We start from the raw sequence: 26,399 nt of genomic DNA, 5'->3' as shown, positions 1-26,399 counted from the left end.
ACCATGTGCTCAGCACCCACCCAGGGACAGGACATCCCGGCAGGCGTCGACGTCGAGAAGGAGACGGTCATCACCGGCCGCGTTCTCGCCGAGGACGGCCAGCCGGTCGGCGGCGCCTTCGTGCGGCTGCTCGACGGCAACGGTGACTTCACGGCCGAGGTCGTGGCCTCCGGCACCGGTGACTTCCGCTTCTTCGCGGCGCCGGGCAGCTGGACGCTGCGCGCGCTCTCCTCGACCGGCAACGGCTCCGCCGAGGTGGCGCCGGAAGGCGCCGGGATCCACAACGTGGACGTGACCGTCGCCAAGTGACGCGTTGCCGGACGGCCCCGGGTTCCGCGGAACCCGGGGCCGTCCGCATGTCCGGGGCCGTCCGCGCGGGCCTGCGGCCGGGCCGATAGACTCGCTCCGTGGTCCTCTTCTTCGAGCTTCTGCTGGTGGCCGTGTCCATCCTGATCGGATGGTTCGGCCTGTACGTCTTCTACCGGCTGTTCACCGAGTCATGAGCGAACTCGCGAGCGAGGGTCCGGATCCGAGCGAGCGAGCGAGTGACACGGAGAACGGTGTGGCGCCCGCCGCCCGGCTCAGCGGCGACGAAGCCGTCGCCGGTGCGGTCGAGCGGTCCAAGTCGACCAGCGGCCGGAACATTCCGACGCTGCCCGATCTCCCCTTGCCCGACGACACCGCGAACCTGCGCCTCGGCCCCGATCTGAACCCGGCCATGCTGGCGCTGCTCCCGATGGTCGGCGTGTGGCGCGGCGAGGGCGAGGGCAACGAGCCGGGCCGTGGTGACTACCGGTTCGGGCAGCAGATCGTCGTCTCGCACGACGGCGGCGAGTACCTGGCCTGGGAGTCCCGCTCCTGGTTCGTCGAGACCGACGGCTCCTACGGCGGCCCCGATCTGCGCGAGACCGGCTTCTGGCGGGTCGGCGTGGACGGCAAGGACGAGGTCATCGAGCTGCTGCTCACGCACAGCAACGGCATCGTCGAGCTCTTCTACGGCCACGCGCTCACCCAGTCGTCCTGGGAGCTCGCCACCGACGTGGTGATCCGCAGCCAGTCCGGCATCGTCGTCGGCGGCGCGAAGCGGCTCTACGGCATCGTCGAGGGCGGCGACCTGGCCTACGTCGAGGAGCGCGTCGTCGCTGACGGCCCCCTCCAGCCCCGCCTCTCCGCCCGCCTCCAGCGCTACGTCGGCTGAGGTCTTCGTCCCCGAAAAAGGGACGACCCCCGAGCTGTGCGGTGCCGACTCGGTCGGTGCCGCTCCCGGACGGACTGGCCGGGGGCTCGGGGGCCGGGTGACTGCCTGGAATTCGCTCGCGCAACGCGTAGGGAATTCCCGCAGCGGTGGCGCTAGCTGACAGCCACCTCACGTGTCCTTGAACTATGCATTCTGGGAACCACCTCCTTCCTCGTGTACCACCGAATCTAGTAGCGGTTCAGGAAACCGGCAACAGGTTTTCGCCGAGGGCGGACAGGCGCAGGACCAGGTCGGCGCGGTGGGTGTCCGGCAGCTGGTGGGTGACCACGACGACGGTGCGGCCGGGGGGCACCAGGGGGTCGTCCGGGTCGAGCAGGCGGCGGAGCAGGGCCGCGCCCGCTTCGGCCTCCAGGTGCTCGGTGGGTTCGTCGAGGAGCAGGACCTCGGCGGGGGCGAGCAGGGCGCGGGCCAGCAGGAGCCTGCGGCGCTGGCCGCCGGAGACCGCGGCGGCGCCACCGGTGAGGACGGTGTGCAGGCCGTCGGGGAGGGTCGTCAGCCAGTCGCCGAGGCCGACCGCGCGGAGCGCCTCGGTGGCCTCGGGCTCGGTGATGTCGCCGCGGGCGACGCGGAGGTTCTCCAGGATCGAGGTGCCGAAGAGGTGGGCGTCCTCGGCGAAGAAGGTGGTGCCCGGTTCGGGGGTGCCGAAGAGGCCCGCCCAGTGCATGAGCAGGGTGGTCTTGCCCGCGCCGCTGGGGCCGATGACGGCGATCCGCTTCGCGTCGCGGGGGCGTTCGGGGAGCCGCGGGGCGGACCGCATCGGATCGGCTGCCGACGCATCGTCGGGCGGGTCGAGCGCGCGGAGCCGGTGCAGGGCGGCGCGGCCGGTGGTGAGGGCCTGGGCGGCCGCGGGGAGGGCGGCCACCGCCTCGAAGGCGGAGAGCGGGACCAGGACGAGCATGGTGAGCGCCATCGGGGTCATCCCGGCGGGGGTGCCGCCGGTGGGGCCGTACACGGCCAGCCCGGTGAGCAGGGCGCCGAGCACGCTGACGCCGATGCTCGCCGGTAGCGCGGCGGCCGCCCACGCGCTGCGCGAGGCGGCGCGGTCCTCGGCGGCGACGGCGCGGGTGCCTGCGGCGGCGGCCGCGGCCATGGCCTCCGGGAGGCGGCCTGCGACCCGGAGCTCCGGCGCGTGGTCGAGCACGGTGACGGCGCGGGCGGTGAACTCGGCGCGGTCGGCGCGCACCGCCCGCTCGGCGTCGGCGGCCGCGGTGGCGGCGAGCCACGGCGCGAGCAGCGCGGAGACCAGCAGTGCCGCCGCGAGGACCAGGGCGGCGAGCGGGGCGAGCAGGGCGAGCAGCAGGACGGCGGCGGCCGAGAGCACCAGCGCCACCGCACACGGCACGACGGCGCGGACCACGACGGCGCCGAGGTCGTCGATGTCGGCGCCGATGCGCACCAGCAGGTCGCCACGGCGCAGCACGGTGGCGTCGGCGCGGTCGCGGCGGCGCAGCCAGCTCCGCGAGCCGGCCAGGGTGCGGTAGGTGGCGGTGCGGGCGGTGTTCTGCGCGCGCAGCGCGACATCGTGGGTGGCGAGGCGCTCCAGGTAGCGGCAGAGGCCGCGCGAGATTCCCAGCGCGCGCACGGCCACCACGGCGACGGTGAGGTCGAGGACCGGCGGCATCTGCCAGGCCCTGGCGATGAGCCAGGCCGCGAGGGCGGCGAGGGCGAGGCCGCTGCCGAGCGCGAGCACACCCCAGGCGATGGCGGTGCCGAGGCGCCAGGGGTTCCAGGCGAGTAGTTCACGCAGATCTCGCAGGTCTGCGCGGAGCCGCCGGATCGCGCCCGCGCTCACGGGACCACCTCCCCGACCCGTGCCGCCACCTCGACCACGACATCGCCCGCGGCGAGCACCGACTCCCGGTGCCCGACCACGACGACCGTCGCCCCCGCGGCGGCCCGCTCGCGCAGGGCGGCGAGGACCGCCGCCTCGCTCGCGGCGTCGAGGTGGGCGGTCGGCTCGTCGAGCAGGAGGACGGGACGATCCGCGCAGAGCACGCGGGTCAGCGCGAGCCGCTGGCGCTGGCCGAGCGAGAGCCCGGCGCCGCCGACGCCGACGACGGTGTCCCAGCCGTTCGGGAGCTCGGCCAGCACCGCGTCGAAACCGGTTGCCGCACAGGCAAGGTCGAGATCGACCGGGTGCGCGCCGAGCAGCTCCAGATTCTCCCGCAGGGTGCCTGGCACCAGAACGGGCCGCTGCGGCAGCCAGGCCAGCCGGGACCACCACTGCTCGGGATCGAGCCCGGCCACCTCGGTGCCGTCCACCGTCACCCGGCCGGAGTCCGGCGCGGCGAGGCCGAGCATCACCTGCAGCGCGGTCGACTTACCGCACCCGTTCGGCCCGGTCAGCACCGTCACCGCACCCGGCCGCAGCACGGCGGAGAGCGCGCAGGGCGCCGCCCCGGAGCGGCTGTCGACGGAGAGCCGCTCCAGCTCGATCACCGCCGGAGCCACCACCCGCTCCACGCGCCGCACGGCCGTCGCGGCCGCCGTGCGGGAACCGGCCGCACCACCGGAACCCCCCGGCTCCGAGCCGAGCACCGCGAAGGCGCGATCGGCCGCCGCCATCCCGTCCTGCGCGGCGTGGAACCGCTCCCCCACCGTGCGCAGCGGCAGGTACACCTCCGGCGCCAGGATCAGCGCGACCAGCCCGGCGTACAGCCCCATCTCGCCGAAGACCAGCCGCAGCCCGATCGAGACCGCCACCAGCGCCACGCTCAGCGTGGCGAGCAGCTCCAGCACCGCCGAGGAGAGGAAGGCGACGCGCAGCGTGCGCATGGTGCGCACCCGCAGCGACTCGCCGAGCTCGGCCACCACCCCGGCTATGCTGCGCGCGCCGCCCTCCCGGCCGAGCGCGCGCAGCGTCGGCATCCCGGCGAAGAGGTCGAGCACCTGGTCGGAGAGGCGGGTGGTGGCGGCGAGGGTGGCCGCCGCCCGCCCCTGCGTGAGCAGCCCGATGAGCACCATGAAGATCGGGATGAGCGGCAGCGTGACCAGCACGATCCCGCCGGAGAGCGGGTCGTGCAGCGCGATCACCGCCAGCACGATGGGCGGGACCGGCACGGCGAGCAGCAGCGCCGGCAGGTACCCGGTGAGGTACCCGCGCAACCCGCCGAGCCCGGTGCCGACCACGACGGCCAGCTCGGTGCGGTGCCGCTCGAGTTCGCGCGGCGGCAGCGCGGTGCCCGCGGCGAGCACGGCCCGCTCCAGCTCGGCGACCACGCTCGCCCCGGCCCGGTGCGCCAGCCGGGACTGCCACCAGGTGACAACGGCCCGTCCGGTGAGCGCGGCGGCGAGTGCGAGCAGCTCCGGTGTCCAGGCGCCGAAGCTGCGGGCAGCCGGGTCGGTGATCACCCCCGCCAGCACCCGCGCCAGCGCCACCGCGGTGACCACGATGGCGACCGTGGTGAGCACCGAGAACGCGACGGTGAGAACGAGATACGGCCGAGCCGACCGCGCATACCGCCACAGCCGGGGATCGATCGGCGCGCGGCGCGCCATCACTCCGCGCCTGTTCCGCGCGAGCGGGGCGCCGCGTCGCCGCGCTCGGCGCCCGCCTCCCGGCCCGGCCCGTTCATGCGCTCGGCGCGCGGCGCGGCAGCCCCGTGTGCGGCGGGATCTGGTCGACCGTGATGCGCTTGCGGAAGACCCAGTACGTCCACCCCTGGTAGAGCAGCACCACCGGGGTCACCGCGATCGCCGCCCAGCTCATGATCTTGAGCGTGTACGGCGTCGACGACGCGTTCTGCACGGTGAGCGACCACGCCGGGTCCAGCGTCGATGGCAGCACGTCCGGGAAGAGCGAGCCGAAGAGCAGCGCGGTGGCCGCGGCGACGGCGAGCGTGCTGCCGGTGAAGGCGATCCCGTCCCGCTGCGCCAGGCCCGCGGCGGCGCTCCCGACCAGGCCGAGCACCGCGAGCCCGAGCGGAAGCCAGGTCCAGTTCGCGCCGTAGGCGAGCTGGGTCCAGAGCCCGAAGCCGCCGACGATCAGCGCGGCGGGCACCAGCAGCAGCCTGACCACCCGCTGCGCGTCGGCCCGCACCTCGCCGCCGGTCTTGAGCACCAGGAAGGTGGCGCCGTGCAGCGCGAAGAGCACGGCGGTGGCGAGCGCGCCGAGCAGCGCGTACGGGCTCAGCAGGTCGAGGAACGAGCCGACGAGTTGCTTGTCGGCGTCGAGCGGGACGCCGCGCACCACGTTCGCGAAGACCCAGCCCCAGGCCAGCGCGGGTACCCAGGAGCCGAAGGCGATGCCGAGATCACAGCGCCGCCGCCACACCGGATCGTCGATCTTGCCGCGGTACTCGATCGCGCAGATCCGCAGGATCAGCGCGACCAGCACCAGCAGCAGCGCGAAGTAGAACCCGGAGAACAGGCTGGCGTACCACTCCGGGAAGGCGGCGAAGAGCGCGCCGCCCGCGGTGATCAGCCAGACCTCGTTGCCGTCCCAGACCGGGCCGATGGTGTTGAGCACCACCCGGCGCCTGGTGTCCGAGCGCCTGCCGAGCGGGTGCATGAGCATGCCGACGCCGAAGTCGAACCCCTCCAGCACGAAGTAGCCGGTGAAGAGCACGCCGATCAGGACGAACCAGAACTCCTGCAGATTCATCGTCGGCTCCTAGTAGGCGAAGGACAGCTGGCGGACGGGTTCGTCCTCATCGGACGCGGACTCCTCCGGCGGCGGCTTCGGCTGCTCCGGCCCGGCCATCGCGTACCGCCGCATGAGGTAGAACCAGACCACCGCGAGCGCGCCGTACAGCAGGGTGAAGACCGCGAGCGAGATCCAGACGGTGCTCGCCGGGTGGTGCGAGACGCCCTCCTGCACGGTGAGCCGCAGGTTGGGGTCACCGGTCGGATTAGGCACGACCACCCAGGGTTGGCGCCCCATCTCGGTGAAGACCCAGCCCGCGCTGTTCGCCAGGAACGGCGTCGGGATGGCGGCGATGCCGAGCCACCCGAACCAGCGCTGGTGCGGCACCCGCCCGCCGCGGGTGAGCCAGAGCCCGACCACGCAGAGCAGCGCCGACCCGCCCGCCAGCCCGATCATGGCGCGGAACGCCCAGTAGGTGACGAAGAGGTTGGGCCGGTAGTCGCCGGGGCCGAACTGGTCGACGTAGGACTGCTGCAGGTCGACGACGCCGTCCAGGGTGACGTCGGTGAACCTCCCCTCGGCCAGCCAGGGCAGCACGAACGGCACCTCGATCACGTGCGTCACGCTGTCGCAGTTGTTGTGCGTGCCGACGGTGAGCACGGAGAAGTCCGGGTCGGTTTCGGTGTGGCACAGCGATTCCGCGGAGGCCATCTTCATCGGCTGCTGCTGGAACATGAGCTTGCCCTGCACGTCACCGGTGTAGATCAGCGCGACCCCGGCGAGCGCGACCACCACCAGCGAACCCCGCGCGACCGGGCGCCACATGGCACGCGCCTCCGCCAGCTTCGCCGGGTCGCCGCTGCGGGCGTTGCGCACCATCCACCAGCCGCCGATCCCGGCGACGAAGGTGCCCGCCGTGAGGAACGAGCCGGCCACCACGTGCGGGAAGGCCGCCAGCGCGGTGTTGTTGGTGAGCAGCTCGACGATGCTGGTGAGCTCGGCGCGGCCGGTCTCCGGGTTGTACCTGGCGCCGACCGGGTGCTGCATGAAGGAGTTGGCCGCGATGATGAAGAAGGCGGAGGCGTTCACGCCGATCGCGACCAGCCAGATGGTGGCCAGGTGCACCAGCCGGGGCAGCCTGCTCCAGCCGAAGATCCACAGCCCGAGGAAGGTCGACTCCAGGAAGAAGGCGACCAGCCCCTCCAGCGCCAGCGGCGCGCCGAACACGTCGCCGACGAAGCGGGAGTACTCGCTCCAGTTCATCCCGAACTGGAATTCCTGCACGATTCCGGTGGCGACGCCGAGCGCGAAGTTGATCAGGAAGAGCTTCCCGAAGAACTTGGTCAGCCGGTACCAGTGTTCCTTGCCCGTGATCACCCACGCCGTCTGCATCCCGGCGACCAGCGGCGCGAGGCCGATGGTGAGCGGCACGAAGAGGAAGTGATAGACGGTGGTGATCCCGAACTGCCATCGCGACACGTCCAGCGCGCTCACCGTGACCTCCTACCAGCCGATTTGTCTACGACACTCTGTAGTAAGGCTACGTGCGCGAGCGCCACGCACCAATCATCGTGACGCGAATCGCTGTCGGCGTCACGCAGCGCGGCCGGTCGGGTCCATCGGCGCCGGAAACTCCGGGCGCCGGGCCGGGTTCACCAGTCGCCGATGGCCCCCGCCCGCGCGACCCCGCGGTCGACCAGTTCGATGATCTCCTCGGTGCTGTCCGCCGCCATCAGCCGGATGCCGTCCAGCTGGGCGACCCTGGCCGCGAGCGTGATGCTGGAGAGCAGCCAGATGCTGTCGCAGACGAAGAGGTCGGCGGTCCAGAGCGGCTCGTACTTGACCTCCCAGCCCGCCTTGCGGGCCTCGTTGAACAGCGCCCGCTGGGTGACGCCGGGCAGCACGCCGTTCTTGGCGGGCGGGGTGATCAGCGTCTTGTCCCGCGCGATCACGATGGTCGAGCGCGGCCCCTCCAGCACCCGGTTCTCGGTGCTGGTGAAGATCACGTCGTCGGCGCCCTGCCGGTGCGCGAAGCGCAGCGCGGCCATGTTGGTGGCGTAGGAGAGCGTCTTGGCGCCGAGCAGCTGCCAGGGCGCGGCCTGGGCCAGATCGATGGAGATGCCGCGGACCAGGCTCACCACCTTGATGCCATCGGTGCGGGCCTTCTGCACGCGGGCGGGCACCGGGCTCACCGTGAGGAACGCGGTCGGGACCGGGACCGCGGCGGCGAGCTCGCCCGAGGTCACCGAATCGGGCACCTCGGTGAATTCGCTCTCCCGGCCGCGGGTCAGCACCAGGCGCAGCACGCCCTCTTCCTCGTCGCCCCATTCCTTGGCCGCGATCTCGGCCGCCGCCCGCCACCGGCTCAGCTCCAGCTCGGGTAGTTCCAGCGCCTGGGCGGAGCGGCGCAGCCTGCCCAGGTGGAACTCGATCGCACACGGGCTGCCGTTCCGCACCAGCACCGTTTCGAAGACACCGTCGCCGCGCAGAACACCGATGTCGTCGGCAAACAACAACGGCGCGTCCGCATCCTGGACCGCGCCGTCGAGTGTCACAAGAACTCGATCCGCCATGGGTAGGAGCGTAGGCAATTCGGGCAGGTAATGCCTACGGTGCGCTCGAGTTGATCGCTCCATCGGCGCGTGTCGCCAACATATTTGATGATTTCGTGATAGCAGCAGGACATTCCTTGTCATGTCCGCTATCCGAAGCGGCCCGAATGACCCGATGCCGGTATGCCACGTACAGTGGTTTTGTGGTTCCTGTGCCAAGTCCTCTTTTGGGTGTTCCCGGAGCCGTCGCGGGGGTGCCCGGTTCGCCGGATGCCGCCGTCGCCTGGCACTACGGCGACCCGTTCGCCGAGCAGCGCGCCGCGGCCAGGCGGGTGGCGATCGTGGATCGCTCGCACCGCGCCGTCGGCGCCATCACCGGTAAAGAGCGGCTGACCTGGCTGCACACCATCACCAGTCAGCACGTGGCCGGGCTGGCCGACGGTGAGTCGGCGGAGAATCTGGATCTGGATCTGAACGGCCGGGTACAGCACCACTTCGTGCTCACCGAGCTGGCCGAGACCGTATGGATCGATACCGAGGCCGAGCGCGGCCCCGATCTGCTCGGCTTCCTGACCAAGATGGTCTTCTGGGCCGACGCCGAGCCCAGGGACGCCGCCGACCACGCCGTGCTCACCCTGCTCGGCCCCGAGGTGGAGACGCTCACCGGCGCGCTCGGGGTGGCCGAACTGCCCGCCGTGTACCGCGCGGTCCCGCTGGCGGGCGGCGGCTTCCTGCGCCGCATGCCGTGGCCGGGCGAGCACTCGTACGACCTGGTGATCCCACGTGCGCAGCTCACCGAGGTATGGTCCGCACTGACCGCGGCAGGCGCCACCCCGGCGGGCATGTGGGCCTTCGAGGCGCTGCGCGTCGAGTCGCTGCGCCCCCGGCTCGGCCTCGACACCGACGACCGCACGATCCCGCACGAGGCACGCTGGATCGGCGACCGCTCCGAGGCGGGCGCGGTGCACCTGGACAAGGGCTGCTACCGCGGCCAGGAGACCGTCGCCCGGGTGCACAATCTGGGCAAGCCGCCGCGCCACCTGGTGCTGCTGCACCTGGACGGCTCCGCCGACGAGCGCCCGGAGCCCGGCACCGACATCACCGCCGACGGCCGCGCGGTCGGCAGGCTCGGCACCGTCGTCGACCACTTCGAGCTCGGGCCGATCGCGCTCGCCCTGGTGAAGCGGGCCGTCCCGGCCACAACCGCGCTGGTGGCGGGCACCGCGGCGGCCGCGATCGACCCCGACTCGGTGCCGACGGACGACCGCCCGCAGGCGGGCAGGCTCGCAATCGACCGGCTGCGCGGGCGCTGATGCGCGGCGGTGACACCGGCCGCGTGCTCGCGGTCTGCGTCGTGCACGCGGAGCTGGAGGTGCCCGGCCGGGTCGGGCGCAGCGCCATCGACAAGCGGCCGGTCGCGGGGCGGGTCGAGGTCGGCCCGCTCGGGCTCGCCGGCGACCACGTCTGCAACACCGCGCACCACGGCGGGCTGAACCAGGCCGTCTACGCTTACGCCGACCAGGACGCGCGCCGCTGGGAGGCGGAGCTGGGCCGGGTGCTGCCGCACGGCTGGTTCGGCGAGAACCTGCGGGTCGATGGCCTCCCCCTCTCGGACGCGGTGCTCGGCGCCCGGCTCCGGATCGGTACCGCGCTGCTCGAGGTGAGCGCGCCGCGGGTGCCCTGCGCGACCTTCCAGCACTGGTCCGGCGAGCGGCAGTGGGTCAAGCGGTTCGCGCTGCGCAGCGACACCGGGTGCTACTTCCGGCTGCTGGCGGCGGGCACCGTCGGCGCGGGCGACGAGGTGCTGGTCGAGTACGTCCCCGAGCACGGCATCACCGTCCGCGATGTCTTCACCGGCGCGGACCCGGAGCGGCTGACCCGGCTGCTGGAGCTGGAGCCGACCGCGTCGGACGACATCCGCGCGCAGGTCGAGCGGCACCTCGGACGCCGCGCACGGGAGGCAACGGGATGAGCGCGTCAGGCCCGGAGGCGGTAGCGGAGCGTAGCCACGGCGGACCCTCGCTCATCTCGCGGGAGGGCGCCGCGTGAGCGTCGAGCTGGTCGAGGTCGTGCGGTCGGGGTTCCGCGAGTGCGTGCACCGGGGGTCGGTGGTGCTGCTCGGCACGGACGGCGAGGTGCAGTTCGAGCTCGGCGAGGTACACGGCCCGATCTACCCGCGCTCGACCAACAAGCCGCTGCAGGCACTGGCCCTGCTCCGCAACGGCTTCACCCCGGCCGACGACGCCGAGCTGGCGATAGCCATCGCCTCCCACTACGGCGAGCCCGACCAGGTGGCGGCGGTCCGGCGCCTGCTCGAGCGGAACGGTTTCACCGAGGACGATTTGGAGTGCCCGCCCGACCTCCCGCTCGGCGAGCTGCCGCGGGCCCTGCTCCTCGCCGCGGGCGAGCAGCCGAGCCGGATCCTGATGAACTGCTCGGGCAAACACGCGGCCATGCTCGCCACCTGCGCCGCCAACTCCTGGCCGACCAGGGGTTACCCGGACCGCGCGCACCCGCTGCAGCAGGCCGTGCTCGAGACCATCGCCGACGTCACCGGCGAGCCGGAGACCGACCTCGGCATCGACGGCTGCGGGTTGCCGATCGTCCCGGTCTCGCTGGTGAACCTGGCCCGCGCCTTCGCCACCCTGGTCACCGCCGCCCCGCATACCCCCGAGCGGCGTGTCGCGCAGGCGATTCGCGCCCATCCGCGCGTGATTTCCGGCACCGCCGCCCCCGACCTGCTCCTGATGTCGGAGACGCCCGGGCTGGTCTGCAAGATCGGCGCGGACGGCGTGCACGCGGGCGCGCTCCCGGACGGGCGGGCCTTCGCCTACAAGGTCGAGGACGGCGCCGAGCGCGCGCGGATGCCGCTGACGCTGGCGATTCTGCGCCGGCTGGGCGTGCCGTGGACCGACCGGCTCGCGGAGCTGGCCGCCCCGCCGATCCTCGGCGGCGGTGCCAGGGTCGGCGTCATCCGCGCCATCCCCGGAGTGCTGTAGCTTTCCGCGGCCGCGGCGACGGCGGGGCAAACGGCGGGCGGCGCCGGAATCTTCGCCCACTCGTGGGAGCGCGGGGGCCTGACACACGCTAAAGTGTCTGTCAGGAAGAGTATTAATTCGAACGGGGCCGCCAACACACCCCAGGCCGCCCCGCATTGACGCGAGGGGGTTCAGCCATGGGCCGTGGCCGGGCTAAGGCAAAGCAGACCAAGGTCGCGCGCGAGCTGAAGTACAGCTCGCCGTCAACCGACTTCACGAGCCTTCAGCGAGAGCTCTCGAACGGCACCGACCTGCACTACCACCGACCCAACGGTGGTGGCGTGTTGCCCGATGAGCACGACGCCGACGAGTCCCCGTCCCGCTGGAACAGCGACGACGACGACTACGACGACTGGCGCCGCTGACCGTACGTACGCGAAGGGGGAGGCCGATGGGCTTCCCCCTCGACCGCGTTCGGACACGGTTACGGCGCGGTCGAGATGGCTCGCACGGATGGCCCGCATCGCACGATGCGGGCCCCGTCATTTCTCCGGTCGATACAGCTCGGACCGATTCGGTCAGGATCTAGAAGCGCGGGTGCTCGCCGACCAGCACCGAACGCGGCGCGTCGGCATCCTTGCTGCGGCTCACCGAACCCAGTGTCCAGCAATCGATGTGCCGCGCGGTGAGCACGGCCAGCGCCCGGTCGACATCTTCGGGGGCGACCACCGCGACCATGCCGACGCCCATGTTGAACGTCTTCTCCATCTCGGTGCGCTCGACCCGGCCACGCTGCGCGATCATCTTGAAGACCGGCGCCGGGCTCCAGGTGCCGCGATCCAGCTCGGCGACCATGCCCTGCGGCAGCACCCGGCCCAGGTTGGCGGCCAGCCCGCCGCCGGTGACGTGCGCGAAGGTGCGCACATCGGTCTCGGCGACCAGCGCCAGGCAGTCCTTGGCGTAGATCCGGGTCGGCTCGAGCAACTCTTCGCCGAGCGTCCGGCCGAACTCCTCGACGTGCCCGGTCAGGCTCATCCGGTCGATCTCCAGCAGCACCTTGCGGGCCAGGCTGTAGCCGTTGGAGTGCAGCCCGGAGGCGCCCATGGCGATCACCACGTCGCCGGAGCGCACCCGCTCCGGGCCGAGCACGGCGTCCGCCTCGACCACGCCGACGCCGGTCGCGGAGAGGTCGTAGTCGTCCGGGTCCATCAACCCGGGGTGCTCGGCGGTCTCCCCGCCGAGCAGCGCGCAGCCCGCCTTCACGCAGCCGTCGGCGATGCCGGAGACCAGCTCCGCGACCCGCTCCGGGACGACCTTGCCGACCGCGATGTAATCCTGCAGGAACAGCGGCTCGGCGCCGCAGACCACCAGGTCGTCGACGACCATGGCGACCAGATCCAGCCCGACGGTGTCGTGCTTGTCCAGCGCCTGCGCGACCGCCAGTTTGGTGCCGACGCCGTCGGTCGAGGCGGCGAGCAGCGGCTCCCGGTACCCGCTCTTCAGCGCGAACAACCCGGCGAAGCCACCGAGGCCGCCCTGCACCTCGGGGCGGCTCGCCTTCTTCGCCAATGGCCCGAACAATTCGACGGCGCGGTCACCGGCTTCGATGTCCACACCGGCCGCGGCGTAGGAAGCACCGTTACCACTGGGGGTCTGTTCAGTCATTTTCGGGAAGAGCTCCAAACCGAATCGGCGGATAGATGCCAGCTCACGCTACCGGAGCGGAATAACGGGCACGCAGCGGTATCGCACCCCGGTTCGTCACCCGCGCACCGCACGGCCGGTCGGTCAGGGCCTGCTCAGCGCGCTCGCGTTCGCGTTCTCCCGGAGCAGTGCCGCCTCCGGCTTGCCGCTCAGCATGCCCTCCAGCAGGTTCTTGCCGATGGCGGCCTCGTGCGGCAGCGGGATCGGGTAGTGGCCGTCGAAACAGGCGCTGCAGAGCCTGCTGCGCGGCTGCTCGGTGGCGGCGATCATCCCGTCCAGCGAGATGTAGCCGAGGGTGTCGGCGCCGATCGAGCGGCGCACCCCCTCCACCATGTCGCGGAAGACCTCGGACTCCGGGTCGTTGGAGCCGGCGGCGCCGTCCGGCAGCCCGGCGCCGTTGGCGATGAGCTCGGCCCTGGAGGCGAAGTCGATGCCGTAGAAGCACGGCCACTTGACCGGCGGCGAGGCGATCCGCACGTGGATCTCCAGCGCGCCGGACTCGCGCAGCATGCGGATGAGGGCGCGCTGGGTGTTGCCGCGGACGATGGAGTCGTCCACCACGATCAGCCGCTTGCCCCTGATCACCTCGCGCAGCGGGTTCAGCTTGAGCCGGATGCCGAGCTGCCTGATGGTCTGGCTCGGCTGGATGAAGGTGCGGCCGACGTAGGCGTTCTTCATCAGCCCCTGGCCGTAGGGCACCCCCGAGCCCTGCGCGTAGCCGACCGCGGCCGGGGTGCCCGACTCCGGCACCGGGATCACCAGGTCTGCCTCGACCGGGTGCTCCTTGGCCAGCCTGCGGCCGATGTCGACCCGGGTGGAGTGCACCGAGCGGCCCGCGATGGTGGAATCCGGCCTGGCCAGGTAGACGTACTCGAAGACACAGCCCTTCGGCTCCGGCGCGGCGAAGCGCATGGAGCGCACGCCGTCGGCGTCGATGGCGAGCAGCTCGCCCGGCTCGATCTCGCGGACGAAGGCGGCGCCGACGATGTCGAGCGCGGCGGTCTCGCTGGCGACCACCCAGCCGCGGTCGAGCCTGCCGAGCACCAGCGGGCGCACCCCGTGCGGGTCACGGGCGGCGTAGAGCGTGTGCTCGTCCATGAAGGTCAGGCAGAAGGCGCCGCGCAGCGTCGGCAGCAGCTCCATGGCGGCCTGCTCGATGCTGGAGTCGGCGGCGGCGTGCGCGAGCAGCGCCGTCATCACGTCCGAGTCGGAGGTGGCGGCGATCGGGGCGGGCTTGCTGTCGCCCGCCGGGCGGCGGCCGAGCAGCCCCTGCTCCCTGGCGCGCTCGTTCAGCTCGGCGGTATTGACCAGGTTGCCGTTGTGCCCGAGCGCGAGCCCGGAGCCGACGGCGGTGGTGCGGAAGATCGGCTGCGCGTTCTCCCAGGTGGTGGAGCCGGTGGTGGAGTACCGGCAGTGCCCGATGGCGACGTGGCCGGGCATGGCGGCCAGCGTCTGCTCGTCGAACACCTGGCTGACCAGGCCGAGATCCTTGAAGACCAGGATCTGCTGACCGTCCGAGACGGCGATTCCCGCCGCCTCCTGCCCGCGGTGCTGGAGGGCGTAGAGGCCGTAGTAGCTCAGCTTCGCGACGTCTTCGCTCGGCGCCCAGACCCCGAAAACGCCGCACTCCTCGCGCGGCTCGTTCTCGTCCTGATCATGGGCGGCGGCCGGCGGCGGGACCGGGTTGGGGGTGGATAGATCGCTGTCGACCGGAAAGTCGGCGTTGGTCACCGTTCGCTCCCTGTTCGGGCGGGCTTGGGGCGACCGCCATTCTACGGCCAGCCCCGCTGGTGGCAGGCGGCGCGGCGGCGCGGAGCGTTCCGCGTCACGATGACCGCGGAACCGCCGGTTCCACCTGTTACCGTGCTGCGGTGACCACGCCCGACCAGCCCGGTAAGCCGGAAGACCCCGCCGGATCAGGCAATTCGGCCGATTCGGTCCAGGTTCCGGCGACCGGCGGCAGCACGCCGCGGAGCCTGCTCGGCTGGGCCAGGATGACCGGTGCGCCTGTGGTGGTACTCACGTTGCTCACGGCGCTGCTCGGCGTGATGTACCTCGGCTACGTCGCCGACCCGGAGGAGAACCTGCACGACTTCCCGATCGCCCTGGTGAACCAGGACCTCGGCGACGTGCTCGACACCGGCGGCGGGCAGCAGCAGGTGAACTTCGGCAGGCAGGTGACCGACGGCATCGTCGCCGCGATCCCCACCGACAAGGTCGAGCTGCACGTCGTCGGGATCAGCGAGGCCGAGCGGCTGCTGCAGACCGGGCAGGTCTACGGCGCCGTCGTCATCCCCAGCGACTTCAGCAAATCGCTCGGCATCCTCGGTATCGGCAGCGTGGTGCCCGGCGACATCCAGCGGCCCATCGTGACCATCGAGACCAACCCGCGCGCGGGCGCCTACAGCACCCAGGTTGTGCTCCGGATCGCCGACGAGATGCTGGTCCGGGTGAACGATCAGGTCGGGCGGCAGCTCACCGACCAGGTGAACGCGCAGCTGGCGGCGAGCCCGCCGGGCGCGCAGAAGACCGAGCTGACCGGCGCCGCGCGGGTGGTGCTGCGCGAGCCGATCGACGTGCTGGTGCAGCAGTACCACCCGCTGCCGAACGGCACCGGCCAGGGGCTGACGGCCTTCTTCTACGCGCTGCTCCTGCTGCTCGCCGGCGTGGTCGGCGCGATGGTCATCCACACCATGGTCGATGCCCAGCTCGGCTTCGTGCCCACCGAGTACGGCCCCTGGTATGTGCACTATCCGCCGACCCCGATCACCCGATTCCGGACCGTGCTGCTCAAGTGGGGCGTGATGGCGGTCGCCGCGGCCATCGTCTCCGGGGTCTTCCTGCTCACCGCGCACCTGCTCGACCTGCCGCTGAGCCACGGGCTCGCGCTCTTCCTCTACAGCTGGCTCGCCATCGCGGCGGTCGGCATCACCGGCATCTCCATGCTGGCGGCGATCGGCTCGGCCGGGCTGCTCGCCAACCTGATCCTCTTCGTCGTGCTCGGGCTGCCCTCCTCCGGCGGGACGGTGCCGATCGAGGCGACGCCGCCGTACTTCGCCTGGCTGGCCACCTTCGAACCGATGCACCAGGTGTTCCTCGCCATCCGCGCGATCCTGTACTTCGACGCGAGCGGCCCGGCCGGGCTCACCCGCGGAGTCTGGATGACAATCCTCGGGCTCGGCATCGGGCTGGTCTTCGGCGCGGTGGTGACCCGGTTCTACGACCAGAAGGGGCTGCACCGGAAGAACGTGCTGAACCGGGGCGCCGCTACAGCCGGGTGACCGGCAGCCAGTGCGCCACCTCGGCGGCCCGGCTGCCGGAGGCGGTGACGGCGCCGCTCTCGGTGGCCGCCGCGAAGGTCAGCAGGCCGGTGGCGAGCAGGAGCCAGGTGCGCGGGTCGGTCTCGACCACGTTCGGCGGGGTGCCGCGGGTGTGCCGCGGGCCGTCGACGCACTGCACCGCGACGTAGGGCGGCACCCTGACCTCGACCGAATGGCCGGGGGTTGCCTGGGCCAGCGTGCGGGCGGTGGCGCGGACGGCGGCGCCGAGCTGCGCGCGGGCCGGGGCGGGGGTGCTCTCGTCGAGCAGCCAGTCGCGCACCGCGGCGGTGGCGGCGCGGAGTTCGTTCGGGTCGACGGTGGAGCGTCCTGGCACGTCGCGAGGTTACCCGGCGGCGGTCGCGGGCTTCGCGCGCGACCGGGCCAGCCGGGGGGTGATGGCGCCGCCCGCGTTCAGGGCGTAGTGCAGCAGGGCGGGGGCGGTCGCGCTGCCGCTGCTCCGGCGCAGCGCGCCGAAGACCAGCCCGGCCGCCGTGGTGGCGGCGACGGTGGGCAGGATCGGGTCGCCCGCGGCGCGAGCGGGGGCGATGTGCCAGAGGCCGAAGACGAGGGCGGTGAGCGGGGTGCCCGCGATGCCGTCGAGCGTGCCGCGAAAGATCAGCTCCTCGGAGTAGACGGTGCCGAGCGGGATGTGCACGCCGATCCACTCGGCGACGGAGACACCCGGCGCCCGGTCCGGGGTGCCGGCCAGGATCCGGCGAGTCGGCGAGAAGGTCAGGGCTGCGCCGTAGCCGGCGAGGACCGCAGCGGCGGCACCGAATCCCCGGCGCCATCCGGCCGGCGCCCGCCAGCGGGGTTGTCCGGCGCAGAGCCGCGCGTACCCCGTCGCGAAGGCGACGTTCGCGGCGGTGCGTCCGCGAATGTCGAGCCCGAGCCGCGGCAGTACCGCGTCGTGCCACACGAGCGGCGCGGCCACCGCGAGCAGCGCCCGGCCCCGGCTCGCCGCGGTGCGCCCGGCGAACGGCCGCACGATCGCCCGCGCTACACCCGGGTGCGCGCGCCGGGCCGCCGCATCCTGCCGAGCCGGGCCGGCGCCCCCGTGGCGATCCCTCCGCGGCGCGCCCCTCACTTGGTGGCCCGCTCGAAATCCTCGGCCGCCTCCAGCTGGATCCGGACGTTCTCGGCCAGCTCCGGGTTCCACTCCGGCGGGGCGGCGACGGCGGCCCAGCCGTCGATCACCAGGTCACCGTAGCGGTGGCCGTGCCCGTCGGTGACCCCCTGCGCATTGGTGAGATCCGCGGCGACCTGCCAGAAGGTGACGAAGGGGTACCAGCGCATCTGTGCGGAGACGTCCGAGCCGCGCGGCTCGGAGAGCCAGTCCGGCTGCGAGAAGATCAGGTCCGTCGACCACCAGACGATAGGGTCGGAGGCGTGCTGCAGGTACGCGATGCGCGGCGTCCGCCACTCCGCCTCCGGCCGGTCCAGATCCGCCCACTCGGCCGCGAACCGGACGACGAGCCCGTCCGCGTACACCGGCTGCACCTCGCGCGACCCGGGATCGCGCCGGGTGACGAACTGCTTCCACAGCCGGTTCGAGTTCGGCGGCCCGACCCAGAGCGCCCCGTCCACCTGCGCGCGCAGCTCGGCCAGCCCGTCGAATGCCTCCTCCGACCCCTGCGACCCCAGACTCTCGCCGTAGACCAGCAGCTTGGGCCGCGCCTGCGGCGGCAGCGCCGACCAGCGCTCGTACACCGCGTCGAACAACTCGCGCCCGGCGCTCGCCGCCTTGCTCCGGTCGGCCAGGAAGGAGAGCACGCTCGGCAGGTAGGAGTACTGGGTGGCGACGATCGCGCTGTCGCCGCCGTACATGTACTCGATGGCGCCCGCCGCCATGGAGTTCACCCAGCCGGTGCCGGTCGTCGTCATGAGTACGAGCACCCTGCGCTCGAAGGCGCCGGTGCGCTCCAGCTCGGCGACGGCCAGCTCGGCCTGGGTGCGGTCGCCCGCGCGCGACTCCAGCCCGACGTAGGCGCGGATCGGCTCCGCCGCCTGCCGCCCGGTGACGGCGGCGATCCGGCTCCGGCTCGGCCCGTGCGAGACGAACCAGCGGCCCTCGAAGCCGAGGGTGTCCCACTCGGCCAGCGAATCGGGGCTGCCCGAGCGCTCCGGCAGCACCGGCTGGATGGCGTAGGCCGAGGTGTCGTCGTTGCGCACCTTGAACGCCTCGTTCGCCAGCGCGAAGAAGGCCCGGCTGGCGACGCCGTTGAACACGGTGACCACCGCGATCACCAGGACGAGCAGCCCGACCGCGGGCGCGAGCTCGCGCGGCACCCGGACCCAGCGGTTCAGCTCCCTGGCCAGCACGGTCACGAAGGCGCGCACCGTCCGGTAGACGGCGACCACCGCCACCCCGACGGCGACGCTGAGCAGCCCGGTGCGCAGGTAGGCCGGGGTCGGCGTGCCCTCCATGCCCATCAGCGCGCTGATCTCGCGCTGCCAGCGCGCCGACTGCACCAGCATGAAGCCCGCGCCGAGCGCCGCCGTGAGGAACACCGCCGACTTCACGGCGTACCGCACCCAGGTCGGCGGCTCCGGCACCCGCCCGCGCACCCGCGGCCACACCCACAGCCGGAACAGCCACTCCAGCACGCAGCCGACGCCGTAGCCGAGCGCGGCGTTGATCCCGGAGACGAGCCCCTGGAACAGCCAGTCGCGCGGCACCAGCGACGGCGTCACCGAGAGCGCGAAGAAGAGGGTGGCGACCACCAGCCCGGCGTAGTTGAGGTCGATGATGATCTCGATGTGCCGCACCACGATCAGCAGCCGCCTGCGCAGCCGGGTGAGCGTCGGGGAGGTCGCTGGCACGACGCGGCTCAGCGGGCCGACGCGGCGGGGGGCTGGGCGGACGTCACCGGAACAGTATGGCTGGCATCCCGGACATCCCCCGGCGGCGGCTCGCGGCGACCCCGTCACACCCGGTGTCCCAGCGCCTGCCGGTGCGCATCGGAACCGGCGCAACTACTCGGGGGCGCTCGAGTAGTCACACGCAGGCGCCGGGCCCACCCGCGCCGCAGACTCGATACCCATGAGCACTACCAACGCACAGTCGAAGATGACCGGGGCCTACGTGGCGCAGGCCGCGATCGCGTTCGGCGTCAGCTTGATCGGGGCGGGCGTCGGCATCCTCTACCTGCCGCTGGACGTGTGGCAGCGCGGCTTCCTCGCGATGTCCGTGCTGTTCCTGGTGACCAGCTCCTTCACCCTCGCCAAGGTGGTCAGGGACCGGCAGGAATCGGATTCGCTGCGGGTCCGGGTCGACGAGGCGCGGCTGGAGAAGCTGATCGCCGAGCACGACCCGTTCAAGACCGGCTGATCAGCCCAGGGCGCCGAAGAGCCTGGGCAGGGTGCCCTCGAAGGCGGCCCGCAGCTCGGTGAGCGGCACCGTGAACTGGCCCTGCACCTCCACCGAGTCGGAGCCCTGGTCGACGACGCCGATGCGCACCGCGGGCAGCCCGCGGGCCTCGCACATCTTGCTGAACCTGGTCTCCTCGGAGCGCGGCACGGCGACGAGCACCCGGCCCGCGGATTCGGAGAAGAGCGCGACGAACGGGTCGGCGCCCTCCGGCAGCAGCACCCGGCAGCCGGTCTCGCCCGCCAGCGCCGCCTCGACGACGGTCTGGATCAGCCCGCCCTCGGAGAGGTCGTGCGCGGCGCTGATCATGCCGTCCCGCGATCCGGCGGTGAGCACATCGGCCAGCAGCTGCTCGCGGGCGAAGTCGACCTGCGGCGGGACGCCGCCGAGGTGGTCGTGCACCACCTGGGACCAGATCGAGCCGCCGAACTCGTCGCGGGTCTCGCCGAGCAGGATCAGCGTCTCGCCCGGCTCGGTGCCGAGGCCGGTGGGGATGCGCCGGCGCACGTCGTCGATGACGCCGAGCACGCCGACCACCGGGGTCGGCAGGATCGCGTCCTGCCCGGTCTGGTTGTAGAAGCTGACATTGCCGCCGGTCACCGGGATACCGAGCGCGACGCAGCCGTCCGCGAGCCCGCGGACCGCCTGCTGGAACTGCCACATGACGCCCGGATCCTCGGGCGAGCCGAAGTTCAGGCAGTTGGTGACGGCCTTGGGGGTGGCGCCGGTGACGGCGACGTTGCGGAACGCCTCGGCCAGCGCCAGCTGCGCGCCGGTGTACGGGTCGAGCTTGGTGTAGCGGCCGGAGGCGTCGGTGGCGAGCGCGATGCCGCGGCCGCTGTTCTCGTCGATCCGGATGACGCCGGCGTCCGCGTGCTCGGCGAGCACGGTGTTGCCGCGCACGTAGCGGTCGTACTGCTCGGTGATCCACCTGCGGCTGCACAGCTGCGGGCTGGCCAGCATGGTCAGCAGGGTGGCGCGCAGCTCGTCGGGGGTGCCGGGGCGGGCCAGCCGGTCGGTGCTGTCGGCGATCAGCGCGTCCTGGTGGTCCGGGCGGCGCACCGGGCGCTCGTAGACCGGGCCGTCGTGCGCGACGGTGCGCGGCGGGACGTCGACCACGGTCTCCCCGTGCCACGTGACGATGAGCCGCTCACCCTCGGTGACCTCGCCGATCACCGTGGCCAGCACGTCCCACTTGCGGCAGACGTCGAGGAAGGCGTCCACGTTCTCCGGGGTCACCACCGCGCACATGCGCTCCTGGGACTCGCTGGAGAGCACCTCGGCCGGGGTCATGTCGGCCGCGCGCAGCGGCACCCGGTCCAGCTCGACCCGCATGCCGCCGTCGCCGGCCGCGGCGAGCTCCGAGGTGGCGCAGGCCAGCCCGGCGCCGCCGAGATCCTGGATGCCGACCACCAGCTTCGCCGAGTACAGCTCCAGGCAGCACTCGATGAGCACCTTCTCGGTGAACGGGTCGCCGACCTGGACGCTCGGCAGCTTCTTGCGGCCGCCGCCGGACTCGTCGCCGGAGAAGGTGTCCGAGGCGAGCACCGAGACGCCGCCGATGCCGTCCAGCCCGGTGCGCGCACCGAACAGAATGATCTTGTTGCCGGCGCCGGAGGCGAAGGCCAGGTGCAGGTCCTCCACCCGCATGACGCCCGCGCAGAGCGCATTCACCAGCGGATTGCCCTGGTACGAGGCGTCGAAGACGGTCTCGCCGCCGACATTCGGCAGCCCGAGCGAGTTGCCGTAGCCGCCGACCCCGCGGACAACGCCGTCCACCACGCGCCTGGTGTCGGCGGCGTCGGCGGCGCCGAAGCGCAGCTGGTCCATCACCGCGATCGGGCGCGCGCCCATGGCCATGATGTCGCGGACGATGCCGCCGACGCCGGTGGCCGCGCCCTGGTAGGGCTCCACGTAGGAGGGGTGGTTGTGGCTCTCCACCTTGAAGGTGACCGCCCAGCCGTCGCCGATGTCGACAACGCCGGCGTTCTCGCCGATCCCGGCCAGCATCGAGGCGCGCATCGCGTCGGTGGTGGTCTCACCGAAGTAGCGCAGGTGCACCTTGGAGGACTTGTACGAGCAGTGCTCGCTCCACATCACCGAGTACATCGCGAGCTCCGCGTCGGTGGGGCGCCTGCCGAGGATCTCCCTGATGCGGGCGTACTCGTCGTCCTTGAGCCCGAGTTCGGTGTAGGGCTGCGCGGTGTCCGGGGTTGCTACGGCTGCGCTGACGGTGTCGACCTGCGAAGTCACGGGAGTACCAGGGTCCTTTCGGGCCGGTTTTCGCGATGCGGGAAATCGCCTGCGAGTTTAGCCGTGGGCCGATGGGGGGACGGCACCCGCTACCCTGTGCCGCGTGAACGAACGATCGGGGGTTGCCGATTCGGCACGGCGGCAGCGACGGTTGCTGCTCCTCGCGATCGGCCTGTTCGCGCTGTCGGCGACCGTCTCGCTGCTGCTGCACTGGTGGGACCACTACATCGACCTGCAGGTCTACCGCAACGGCCCGCGGGTCTGGCTGGACGGCGGCGAGCTGTACGGCCCGATGCCGCCGATCGGCGACATCGCGCTGCCCTTCACCTATCCCCCGCTGGCCGCGCTGCTCTTCGCCCCGCTGGCGCTGGTCCCGCTCGGCGTCGCCGAGATCGTGGTGCTGGTCACCTCGATCGCCAGCCTCGCGATCACGCTGTGGCTGGTGCTGATCCGGCTGCGGCCCGAGCTGAACCGGGTGGCCGTGCTGACCGCAGTGATCGCCGCGGTGGCGCTGGCCCAGATGCTGGAGCCGGTGCGCCAGACCTTCGGCTTCGGCCAGATCAACCTGGTGCTGATGGCCGCGGTGGCGCTCGACTGCCTGGCGCCGAGAACCTTCTGGCCGCGCGGCATGCTGATCGGCATCGCGGTCTCGGTGAAGCTCATCCCGGCCGGCTACCTGCTCTTCTTCCTGCTCCGCCGGGACTGGAAGGCGGCGGGCACGCTCGTGGTCTCGGCGGCCGCCGCGGTCGGCGTCGGTTTCCTGTTCTTCCCGACGGATTCGGTGCAGTACTGGTCGGAGACGCTGGCCAACACCGACCGGATCGGCCCGCCCTACTTCGCGGGCAACCAGTCGCTGAAGGGGCTCGCCTTCCGGCTCGGCGTCTCCGACGGCGCCGCCACCGCGCTCTGGCTCGGGCTCGGGGCGATCGCGGTCGCGCTGGCCGCGCTCTGGATGCACCGGCTGCTCGCCGCCGACCGCCCGGTCTCTGCGCTGCTGGTGAACGCCGCCGCGCTGCTGCTGGTCTCGCCGGTCTCCTGGTCGCACCACTGGGTCTGGGCCGCCCCCGCGCTGCTGCTGCTCGGCGTCGCCATCGCCGAGGGCAACCGCTCCCGCCCGCTGCTCATCGGCACCGGCGCGCTCGCGCTGCTCTTCCTGATCGGCCCGCAGTGGCTGCTGCCGCACGCGAAGGACCGGGAGCTGGAGTGGGCCTGGTGGCAGCAGGTCATCGGCAGCAGCTACGTCTGGGTGACCTTCCTGGTGCTGGTCGCCGGGGTCGCCGTCGGTCAGGCGGCCGGGGTGAGGAAGGCCGCGAGCGCGGCCGCGTAGGCAGGCACGTCGGCCGCGCCCATGAACTCGCGCGCCGAGTGCATGGCCAGCTGCGGCGCGCCGACGTCGACCGTGCCGATGCCGGTGCGGGCCGCGGTGATCGGGCCGATGGTGGAGCCGCAGGGCAGGTCGGCGCGGTGCACGTAGCGCTGCAGCGGTACCCCCGCCTCGGCGCAGGCCAGCGCGAAGGCGCCGGTGCCGACGGCGTCGGTGGCGTAGCGCAGGTTCTGGTTGACCTTGAGCACCGGGCCGCCGTTCACCGCGATCCGGTGCGCGGGCTCGTGCCGGTCCGGGTAGTTGGGGTGCGTGGCGTGCGCCATGTCGCCGGAGGCGACCAGCGAGCCGGCCAGTGCCGCCAGGTACTCCGCGCGCCCGCCGCCCGCGCCGAGCACGATCCGCTCCAGCACCGCGGGCAGCAGGTCGGATTGCGCGCCGCGCTCGGACTGGCTGCCGACCTCCTCGTGGTCGAAGAGCGCGAGCACCGGCAGCGCCGCGCCCGGCTCGGCCAGCGCGGCCAGGAAGGCGGCCAGCCCGGCGTAGCAGGTGGCCTGGTTGTCCAGCCGGGGCGCGCTCACCAGGTCGCGGTCGCGGCCGACCAGGGTGCTCGGCGCGAGGTCGTGGGTCATCAGCTCCCAGCCGAGCACGTCGGCCGCGACCACCCCGGCCTGCTCGGCCACGTACCGGATGAACGAGGCGGGCTCGGTGCCGACGCCCCAGACCCCGTTGACGTGCCGCTGCGGGTCGAGCGTGACCCCGCGCCGCTCCTCGGAGAGGTGGATGGCGAGCTGCGGCACCCGCAGGATGGGCTCGTCGATCCGCACCAGCTGCTCGCGCACCCCGCCGCCGTCGGGATCGCGCAGCGTGAGCCTGCCGGAGATGCCGAGGTCGCGGTCGAGCCAGGAGTTCAGCCAGGCGCCGCCGTAGGGCTCCAGCCCGACCAGCTGCCAGCCCGCCGAGAGCAGGTCGGGGTGCTGCTTGACGCGCAGGTTGGGGCTGTCGGTGTGCGCGCCGACCACCCGGAACCCGGCACCGGGCGCGATTCCCTCGGTGCTCCAGGCCACCAGCGATCCACCTCGGATCACGTAGTACCGGCCCGGCTCGCCCGCCTGCCACGGCTCCGCCTCGCGCAGCGCGCGGAAGCCGCGTCCCTCCAGTTCCCGGCTCACGGTGTGGCAGACGTGGAACGGGGAGGGCGAGGCGTCGATGAAGGCGCACAGGCCGGTGGCGGTGGCGGTGGTGCTGACGACGGGCATGCCCGCGATCCTAGGCAGCGCGGCGCCGCCACTCCGGCCCAGGTGCGGGACCGTCAAGTCCTATTGACGATACGGAATCACATCCGCACCATTCGCACAACCCGTCACAATTACCGGCGGAAATGCCGCGCGAATTTCATCGGATGAATCAACCGACGGTCTGCGCCACCAGATCCAGCAATCGGAGCAGTTCCGCATATCGCCGCGCCCCGATCCGGGAACGGAGTTGCTGCTCGGCCCGATACTCCTCGGCGCGCACCGCCGCGACCAGCTCGGCGCCCAGCTTGCTGAGCCCGATCAGGATGCGCCGCCGGTCGTCCTCGGCCGCCACACGGAAGATCAGCCCGCGTTCGGCCAGCGCATCGGCGTGCCGAGTCGCCGAAGATGGCGGCAACTGCGACTTCGCCGCCAATTCGCTCATCGTGGTCCGGCCGTCGACGGAGAGATTCGACAACATCGACCACTGATCCGGGGAAAGCTGGCGCGCGTACAAAGCGTCGTCGAGGTGACGCACCCAACTCCGCTCCGCGGAACGCAACGCGCCATGCAGCGTGGAATTACCGCCCACCATGGTTTCCACAATTGTCCTGACTGCCTCGAGAATTGGAACGAGGGGAAGACTACCGAACGTGGAAAATTCGCGTGAGCGAGTGGTGTCGGCCGGTCACCGGACACTGCGGAGGTGTCCGAAAAGTCGGCTGTGCCAGTTCAATTCGACTTCGAATACTCGAAATGCAAATTTCAGCGAGAGGATTCGGCACAGCCGCCGGAGCACCGGAAACGACACCGGCCCGGACCGCGCGGGAGCGCGATCCGGGCCGGGTACCGGGAAGTCGTTGCGGCTCAGGCCGCCACGAGCGAATCGAGGACCGAGAGGAAGAGCCCGAGCCCGTCGTCGCTGGGGCCGGTGAGCGCCTCGGTGGCGTGCTCCGGGTGCGGCATCAGCCCGACCACCCGGCCGTTCGCCGAGGAGATCCCGGCGATGCCGCGCTGCGAGCCGTTCGGGTTGTCGCCGGAGTAGCGGAAGACCACCCGGCCCTCGCCCTCCAGCCGGTCGAGCACCTCGGCCGCGGCCTGGAAGCGGCCCTCGCCGGACTTGAGCGGGATCAGAATCTGCGCGCCCTGCTCGAACCGGCCGGTCCACGCGGTGCCGGTGGACTCGACGGTCAGCCACTCGTCGCGGCAGACGAAGTGCAGCCCGTCGTTGCGGGTGAGCGCGCCGGGCAGCAGCCCGGCCTCGCACAGCACCTGGAAGCCGTTGCAGATGCCGAGTACCGGCAGCCCCTGGCCCGCGGCGCGCACCACCTCGCCCATCACCGGGGCGAACCGGGCGATGGCGCCTGCCCGCAGGTAGTCGCCGTAGGAGAAGCCACCGGGCACGATCACCGCGTCGACCCGCTTGAGATCGGCGTCGGCGTGCCACAGGTTCACCGCCTCGGCGCCGGAGAGCCGGACCGCGCGGGCCGCGTCGACGTCGTCGAGCGTGCCGGGAAAGGTGATCACCCCGATGCGCGGGCTCATGACAGCCGGACGACCTTCCACTCCTCGATGACGGTGTTGGCGAGCAGCGATTCGGCGATCTGCTCGAGCTCGGCGTCGCTCACCGAGTCCTCGACATCGAGCTCGAAGCGCTTGCCCTGCCGCACATCGGACACACCGGCGAATCCCAGGCGGGGAAGCGCACCGACGATGGCCTGACCCTGCGGATCCAGGATCTCGGCCTTCGGCATCACCTCGACCACGACTCGTGCCACGCGTTTTCTCCTCGCGAAAGATTCGGGGGGTTACCGGCACAGCGT

General features: G+C 72.2%; 24 protein-coding genes. 9 read left to right on the top strand and 15 right to left on the bottom strand.

Going from position 1 to position 26,399, the window contains the following annotated elements:
• Positions 1-3: 3 nt before the first annotated feature.
• Both LTT61_RS21260 and LTT61_RS21255 read left to right on the top strand, forming a co-directional pair.
• Complete coding sequence (locus LTT61_RS21260; RefSeq protein ID WP_233015823.1) at positions 4-309, top strand: DUF1416 domain-containing protein; 306 nt, start codon at positions 4-6, stop codon at positions 307-309.
• A 190-nt stretch (positions 310-499) separates the two neighbouring features.
• The gene (locus LTT61_RS21255) at positions 500-1,198 is read left to right on the top strand and encodes an FABP family protein (RefSeq protein ID WP_233015822.1); all 699 of its coding nucleotides are present in this window, start codon (positions 500-502) and stop codon (positions 1,196-1,198) included.
• A 238-nt stretch (positions 1,199-1,436) separates the two neighbouring features.
• On the opposite strand, the gene LTT61_RS21250 is transcribed toward LTT61_RS21255, so the two are convergent.
• From LTT61_RS21250 to LTT61_RS21230, 5 genes are all read right to left on the bottom strand, one after another.
• Positions 1,437-3,050, bottom strand: coding sequence for an ATP-binding cassette domain-containing protein (locus LTT61_RS21250; RefSeq protein WP_420094677.1), 1,614 nt, complete (start codon positions 3,048-3,050; stop codon positions 1,437-1,439).
• Positions 3,047-4,756, bottom strand: a complete 1,710-nt coding sequence (gene cydD / locus LTT61_RS21245; RefSeq protein ID WP_233015821.1) for a thiol reductant ABC exporter subunit CydD — start codon at positions 4,754-4,756, stop codon at positions 3,047-3,049. Before cydD ends, LTT61_RS21250 begins: the two co-directional genes overlap by 4 nt.
• Before the next feature lie 73 nt (positions 4,757-4,829).
• Positions 4,830-5,861 (bottom strand): cytochrome d ubiquinol oxidase subunit II, encoded by a 1,032-nt coding sequence (gene cydB, locus LTT61_RS21240; RefSeq protein WP_233015820.1) that lies wholly within the window; start codon positions 5,859-5,861, stop codon positions 4,830-4,832.
• Between the two features lie 9 nt (positions 5,862-5,870).
• Positions 5,871-7,337 (bottom strand): cytochrome ubiquinol oxidase subunit I, encoded by a 1,467-nt coding sequence (locus tag LTT61_RS21235; protein ID WP_233015819.1) that lies wholly within the window; start codon positions 7,335-7,337, stop codon positions 5,871-5,873.
• Positions 7,338-7,495: 158 nt separating this feature from the next.
• Positions 7,496-8,416 (bottom strand): aminodeoxychorismate lyase, encoded by a 921-nt coding sequence (locus LTT61_RS21230; protein WP_233015818.1) that lies wholly within the window; start codon positions 8,414-8,416, stop codon positions 7,496-7,498.
• Between the two features lie 146 nt (positions 8,417-8,562).
• Here LTT61_RS21230 and LTT61_RS21225 point away from each other — a divergent pair, with 146 nt between their 5' ends.
• The 4 genes from LTT61_RS21225 to LTT61_RS21210 all read left to right on the top strand — a co-directional run bounded on the left by LTT61_RS21225 (position 8,563) and on the right by LTT61_RS21210 (position 11,798).
• Positions 8,563-9,708 (top strand): YgfZ/GcvT domain-containing protein, encoded by a 1,146-nt coding sequence (locus LTT61_RS21225; RefSeq protein ID WP_233015817.1) that lies wholly within the window; start codon positions 8,563-8,565, stop codon positions 9,706-9,708.
• A complete protein-coding gene (locus LTT61_RS21220) occupies positions 9,708-10,367 on the top strand; it encodes an MOSC domain-containing protein (RefSeq protein ID WP_233015816.1) in 660 nt (219 codons plus the stop codon). The genes LTT61_RS21225 and LTT61_RS21220 overlap by 1 nt, the downstream gene beginning before the upstream one ends.
• A gap of 73 nt (positions 10,368-10,440) precedes the next feature.
• Entirely contained in the window at positions 10,441-11,394 is a 954-nt protein-coding gene (locus LTT61_RS21215; protein WP_233015815.1) for an asparaginase, read from the top strand.
• Between the two features lie 176 nt (positions 11,395-11,570).
• Entirely contained in the window at positions 11,571-11,798 is a 228-nt protein-coding gene (locus LTT61_RS21210) for a DUF3073 domain-containing protein (RefSeq protein ID WP_233015814.1), read from the top strand.
• Positions 11,799-11,958: 160 nt separating this feature from the next.
• On the opposite strand, the gene purM is transcribed toward LTT61_RS21210, so the two are convergent.
• A complete protein-coding gene (gene purM, locus LTT61_RS21205) occupies positions 11,959-13,038 on the bottom strand; it encodes a phosphoribosylformylglycinamidine cyclo-ligase (protein ID WP_233015813.1) in 1,080 nt (359 codons plus the stop codon).
• Positions 13,039-13,161: 123 nt separating this feature from the next.
• Entirely contained in the window at positions 13,162-14,808 is a 1,647-nt protein-coding gene (gene purF, locus LTT61_RS21200; protein ID WP_233015812.1) for an amidophosphoribosyltransferase, read from the bottom strand.
• 140 nt (positions 14,809-14,948) lie between these two features.
• On the opposite strand from purF, the gene LTT61_RS21195 reads away from it, so the two are divergent.
• Positions 14,949-16,358 (top strand): YhgE/Pip domain-containing protein, encoded by a 1,410-nt coding sequence (locus tag LTT61_RS21195; RefSeq protein WP_332909195.1) that lies wholly within the window; start codon positions 14,949-14,951, stop codon positions 16,356-16,358.
• Here the strand turns inward: LTT61_RS21195 and LTT61_RS21190 are convergent.
• From LTT61_RS21190 to LTT61_RS21180, 3 genes are all read right to left on the bottom strand, one after another.
• Positions 16,345-16,731 (bottom strand): sterol carrier family protein, encoded by a 387-nt coding sequence (locus tag LTT61_RS21190; RefSeq protein ID WP_233015811.1) that lies wholly within the window; start codon positions 16,729-16,731, stop codon positions 16,345-16,347. The genes LTT61_RS21195 and LTT61_RS21190 overlap by 14 nt on opposite strands.
• A gap of 9 nt (positions 16,732-16,740) precedes the next feature.
• Positions 16,741-17,385 (bottom strand): CPBP family intramembrane glutamic endopeptidase, encoded by a 645-nt coding sequence (locus tag LTT61_RS21185; protein ID WP_233015810.1) that lies wholly within the window; start codon positions 17,383-17,385, stop codon positions 16,741-16,743.
• A gap of 95 nt (positions 17,386-17,480) precedes the next feature.
• Complete coding sequence (locus LTT61_RS21180) at positions 17,481-19,220, bottom strand: alpha/beta hydrolase (RefSeq protein ID WP_233015809.1); 1,740 nt, start codon at positions 19,218-19,220, stop codon at positions 17,481-17,483.
• A 220-nt stretch (positions 19,221-19,440) separates the two neighbouring features.
• On the opposite strand from LTT61_RS21180, the gene LTT61_RS21175 reads away from it, so the two are divergent.
• Complete coding sequence (locus LTT61_RS21175; RefSeq protein WP_233015808.1) at positions 19,441-19,728, top strand: YiaA/YiaB family inner membrane protein; 288 nt, start codon at positions 19,441-19,443, stop codon at positions 19,726-19,728.
• On the opposite strand, the gene purL is transcribed toward LTT61_RS21175, so the two are convergent.
• Entirely contained in the window at positions 19,729-22,020 is a 2,292-nt protein-coding gene (gene purL, locus LTT61_RS21170) for a phosphoribosylformylglycinamidine synthase subunit PurL (RefSeq protein WP_233015807.1), read from the bottom strand. It lies immediately after the preceding gene.
• Positions 22,021-22,123: 103 nt separating this feature from the next.
• On the opposite strand from purL, the gene LTT61_RS21165 reads away from it, so the two are divergent.
• Positions 22,124-23,347 (top strand): glycosyltransferase 87 family protein, encoded by a 1,224-nt coding sequence (locus LTT61_RS21165; RefSeq protein WP_233015806.1) that lies wholly within the window; start codon positions 22,124-22,126, stop codon positions 23,345-23,347.
• Here LTT61_RS21165 and LTT61_RS21160 read toward each other — a convergent pair.
• The 4 genes from LTT61_RS21160 to purS all read right to left on the bottom strand — a co-directional run bounded on the left by LTT61_RS21160 (position 23,305) and on the right by purS (position 26,354).
• Positions 23,305-24,600: a M18 family aminopeptidase gene (locus LTT61_RS21160; RefSeq protein WP_233015805.1), complete on the bottom strand. Its 1,296-nt coding sequence runs from the start codon at positions 24,598-24,600 to the stop codon at positions 23,305-23,307. The genes LTT61_RS21165 and LTT61_RS21160 overlap by 43 nt on opposite strands.
• Before the next feature lie 148 nt (positions 24,601-24,748).
• Positions 24,749-25,171 (bottom strand): MarR family winged helix-turn-helix transcriptional regulator, encoded by a 423-nt coding sequence (locus LTT61_RS21155; RefSeq protein ID WP_233021127.1) that lies wholly within the window; start codon positions 25,169-25,171, stop codon positions 24,749-24,751.
• A 272-nt stretch (positions 25,172-25,443) separates the two neighbouring features.
• Positions 25,444-26,121, bottom strand: coding sequence for a phosphoribosylformylglycinamidine synthase subunit PurQ (purQ, locus tag LTT61_RS21150; RefSeq protein WP_233015804.1), 678 nt, complete (start codon positions 26,119-26,121; stop codon positions 25,444-25,446).
• Entirely contained in the window at positions 26,118-26,354 is a 237-nt protein-coding gene (gene purS, locus LTT61_RS21145; protein ID WP_233015803.1) for a phosphoribosylformylglycinamidine synthase subunit PurS, read from the bottom strand. Before purS ends, purQ begins: the two co-directional genes overlap by 4 nt.
• Positions 26,355-26,399: the final 45 nt, after the last annotated feature.

This window comes from Nocardia asteroides, assembly GCF_021183625.1.
GTDB lineage: Bacteria > Actinomycetota > Actinomycetes > Mycobacteriales > Mycobacteriaceae > Nocardia > Nocardia asteroides_A.
The sequence above is the reverse complement of the archived record's forward strand: the minus strand, read 5'-3'. Positions and strand labels throughout refer to the sequence as shown.

What these genes read in the sequence shown, in the direction of transcription:
- LTT61_RS21260 (WP_233015823.1), top strand. Translation starts at nt 4, where the DNA reads ATGTGCTCAGCACCCACCCAGGGACAGGACATCCCGGCAGGCGTCGAC.
- LTT61_RS21255 (WP_233015822.1), top strand. Translation starts at nt 500, where the DNA reads ATGAGCGAACTCGCGAGCGAGGGTCCGGATCCGAGCGAGCGAGCGAGT.
- cydD (WP_233015821.1), bottom strand. Translation starts at nt 4,756, where the DNA reads ATGGCGCGCCGCGCGCCGATCGATCCCCGGCTGTGGCGGTATGCGCGG.
- cydB (WP_233015820.1), bottom strand. Translation starts at nt 5,861, where the DNA reads ATGAATCTGCAGGAGTTCTGGTTCGTCCTGATCGGCGTGCTCTTCACC.
- LTT61_RS21230 (WP_233015818.1), bottom strand. Translation starts at nt 8,416, where the DNA reads ATGGCGGATCGAGTTCTTGTGACACTCGACGGCGCGGTCCAGGATGCG.
- LTT61_RS21225 (WP_233015817.1), top strand. Translation starts at nt 8,563, where the DNA reads ATGACCCGATGCCGGTATGCCACGTACAGTGGTTTTGTGGTTCCTGTG.
- LTT61_RS21220 (WP_233015816.1), top strand. Translation starts at nt 9,708, where the DNA reads ATGCGCGGCGGTGACACCGGCCGCGTGCTCGCGGTCTGCGTCGTGCAC.
- LTT61_RS21210 (WP_233015814.1), top strand. Translation starts at nt 11,571, where the DNA reads ATGGGCCGTGGCCGGGCTAAGGCAAAGCAGACCAAGGTCGCGCGCGAG.
- purM (WP_233015813.1), bottom strand. Translation starts at nt 13,038, where the DNA reads ATGACTGAACAGACCCCCAGTGGTAACGGTGCTTCCTACGCCGCGGCC.
- LTT61_RS21175 (WP_233015808.1), top strand. Translation starts at nt 19,441, where the DNA reads ATGAGCACTACCAACGCACAGTCGAAGATGACCGGGGCCTACGTGGCG.
- LTT61_RS21160 (WP_233015805.1), bottom strand. Translation starts at nt 24,600, where the DNA reads ATGCCCGTCGTCAGCACCACCGCCACCGCCACCGGCCTGTGCGCCTTC.
- LTT61_RS21155 (WP_233021127.1), bottom strand. Translation starts at nt 25,171, where the DNA reads ATGGTGGGCGGTAATTCCACGCTGCATGGCGCGTTGCGTTCCGCGGAG.
- purQ (WP_233015804.1), bottom strand. Translation starts at nt 26,121, where the DNA reads ATGAGCCCGCGCATCGGGGTGATCACCTTTCCCGGCACGCTCGACGAC.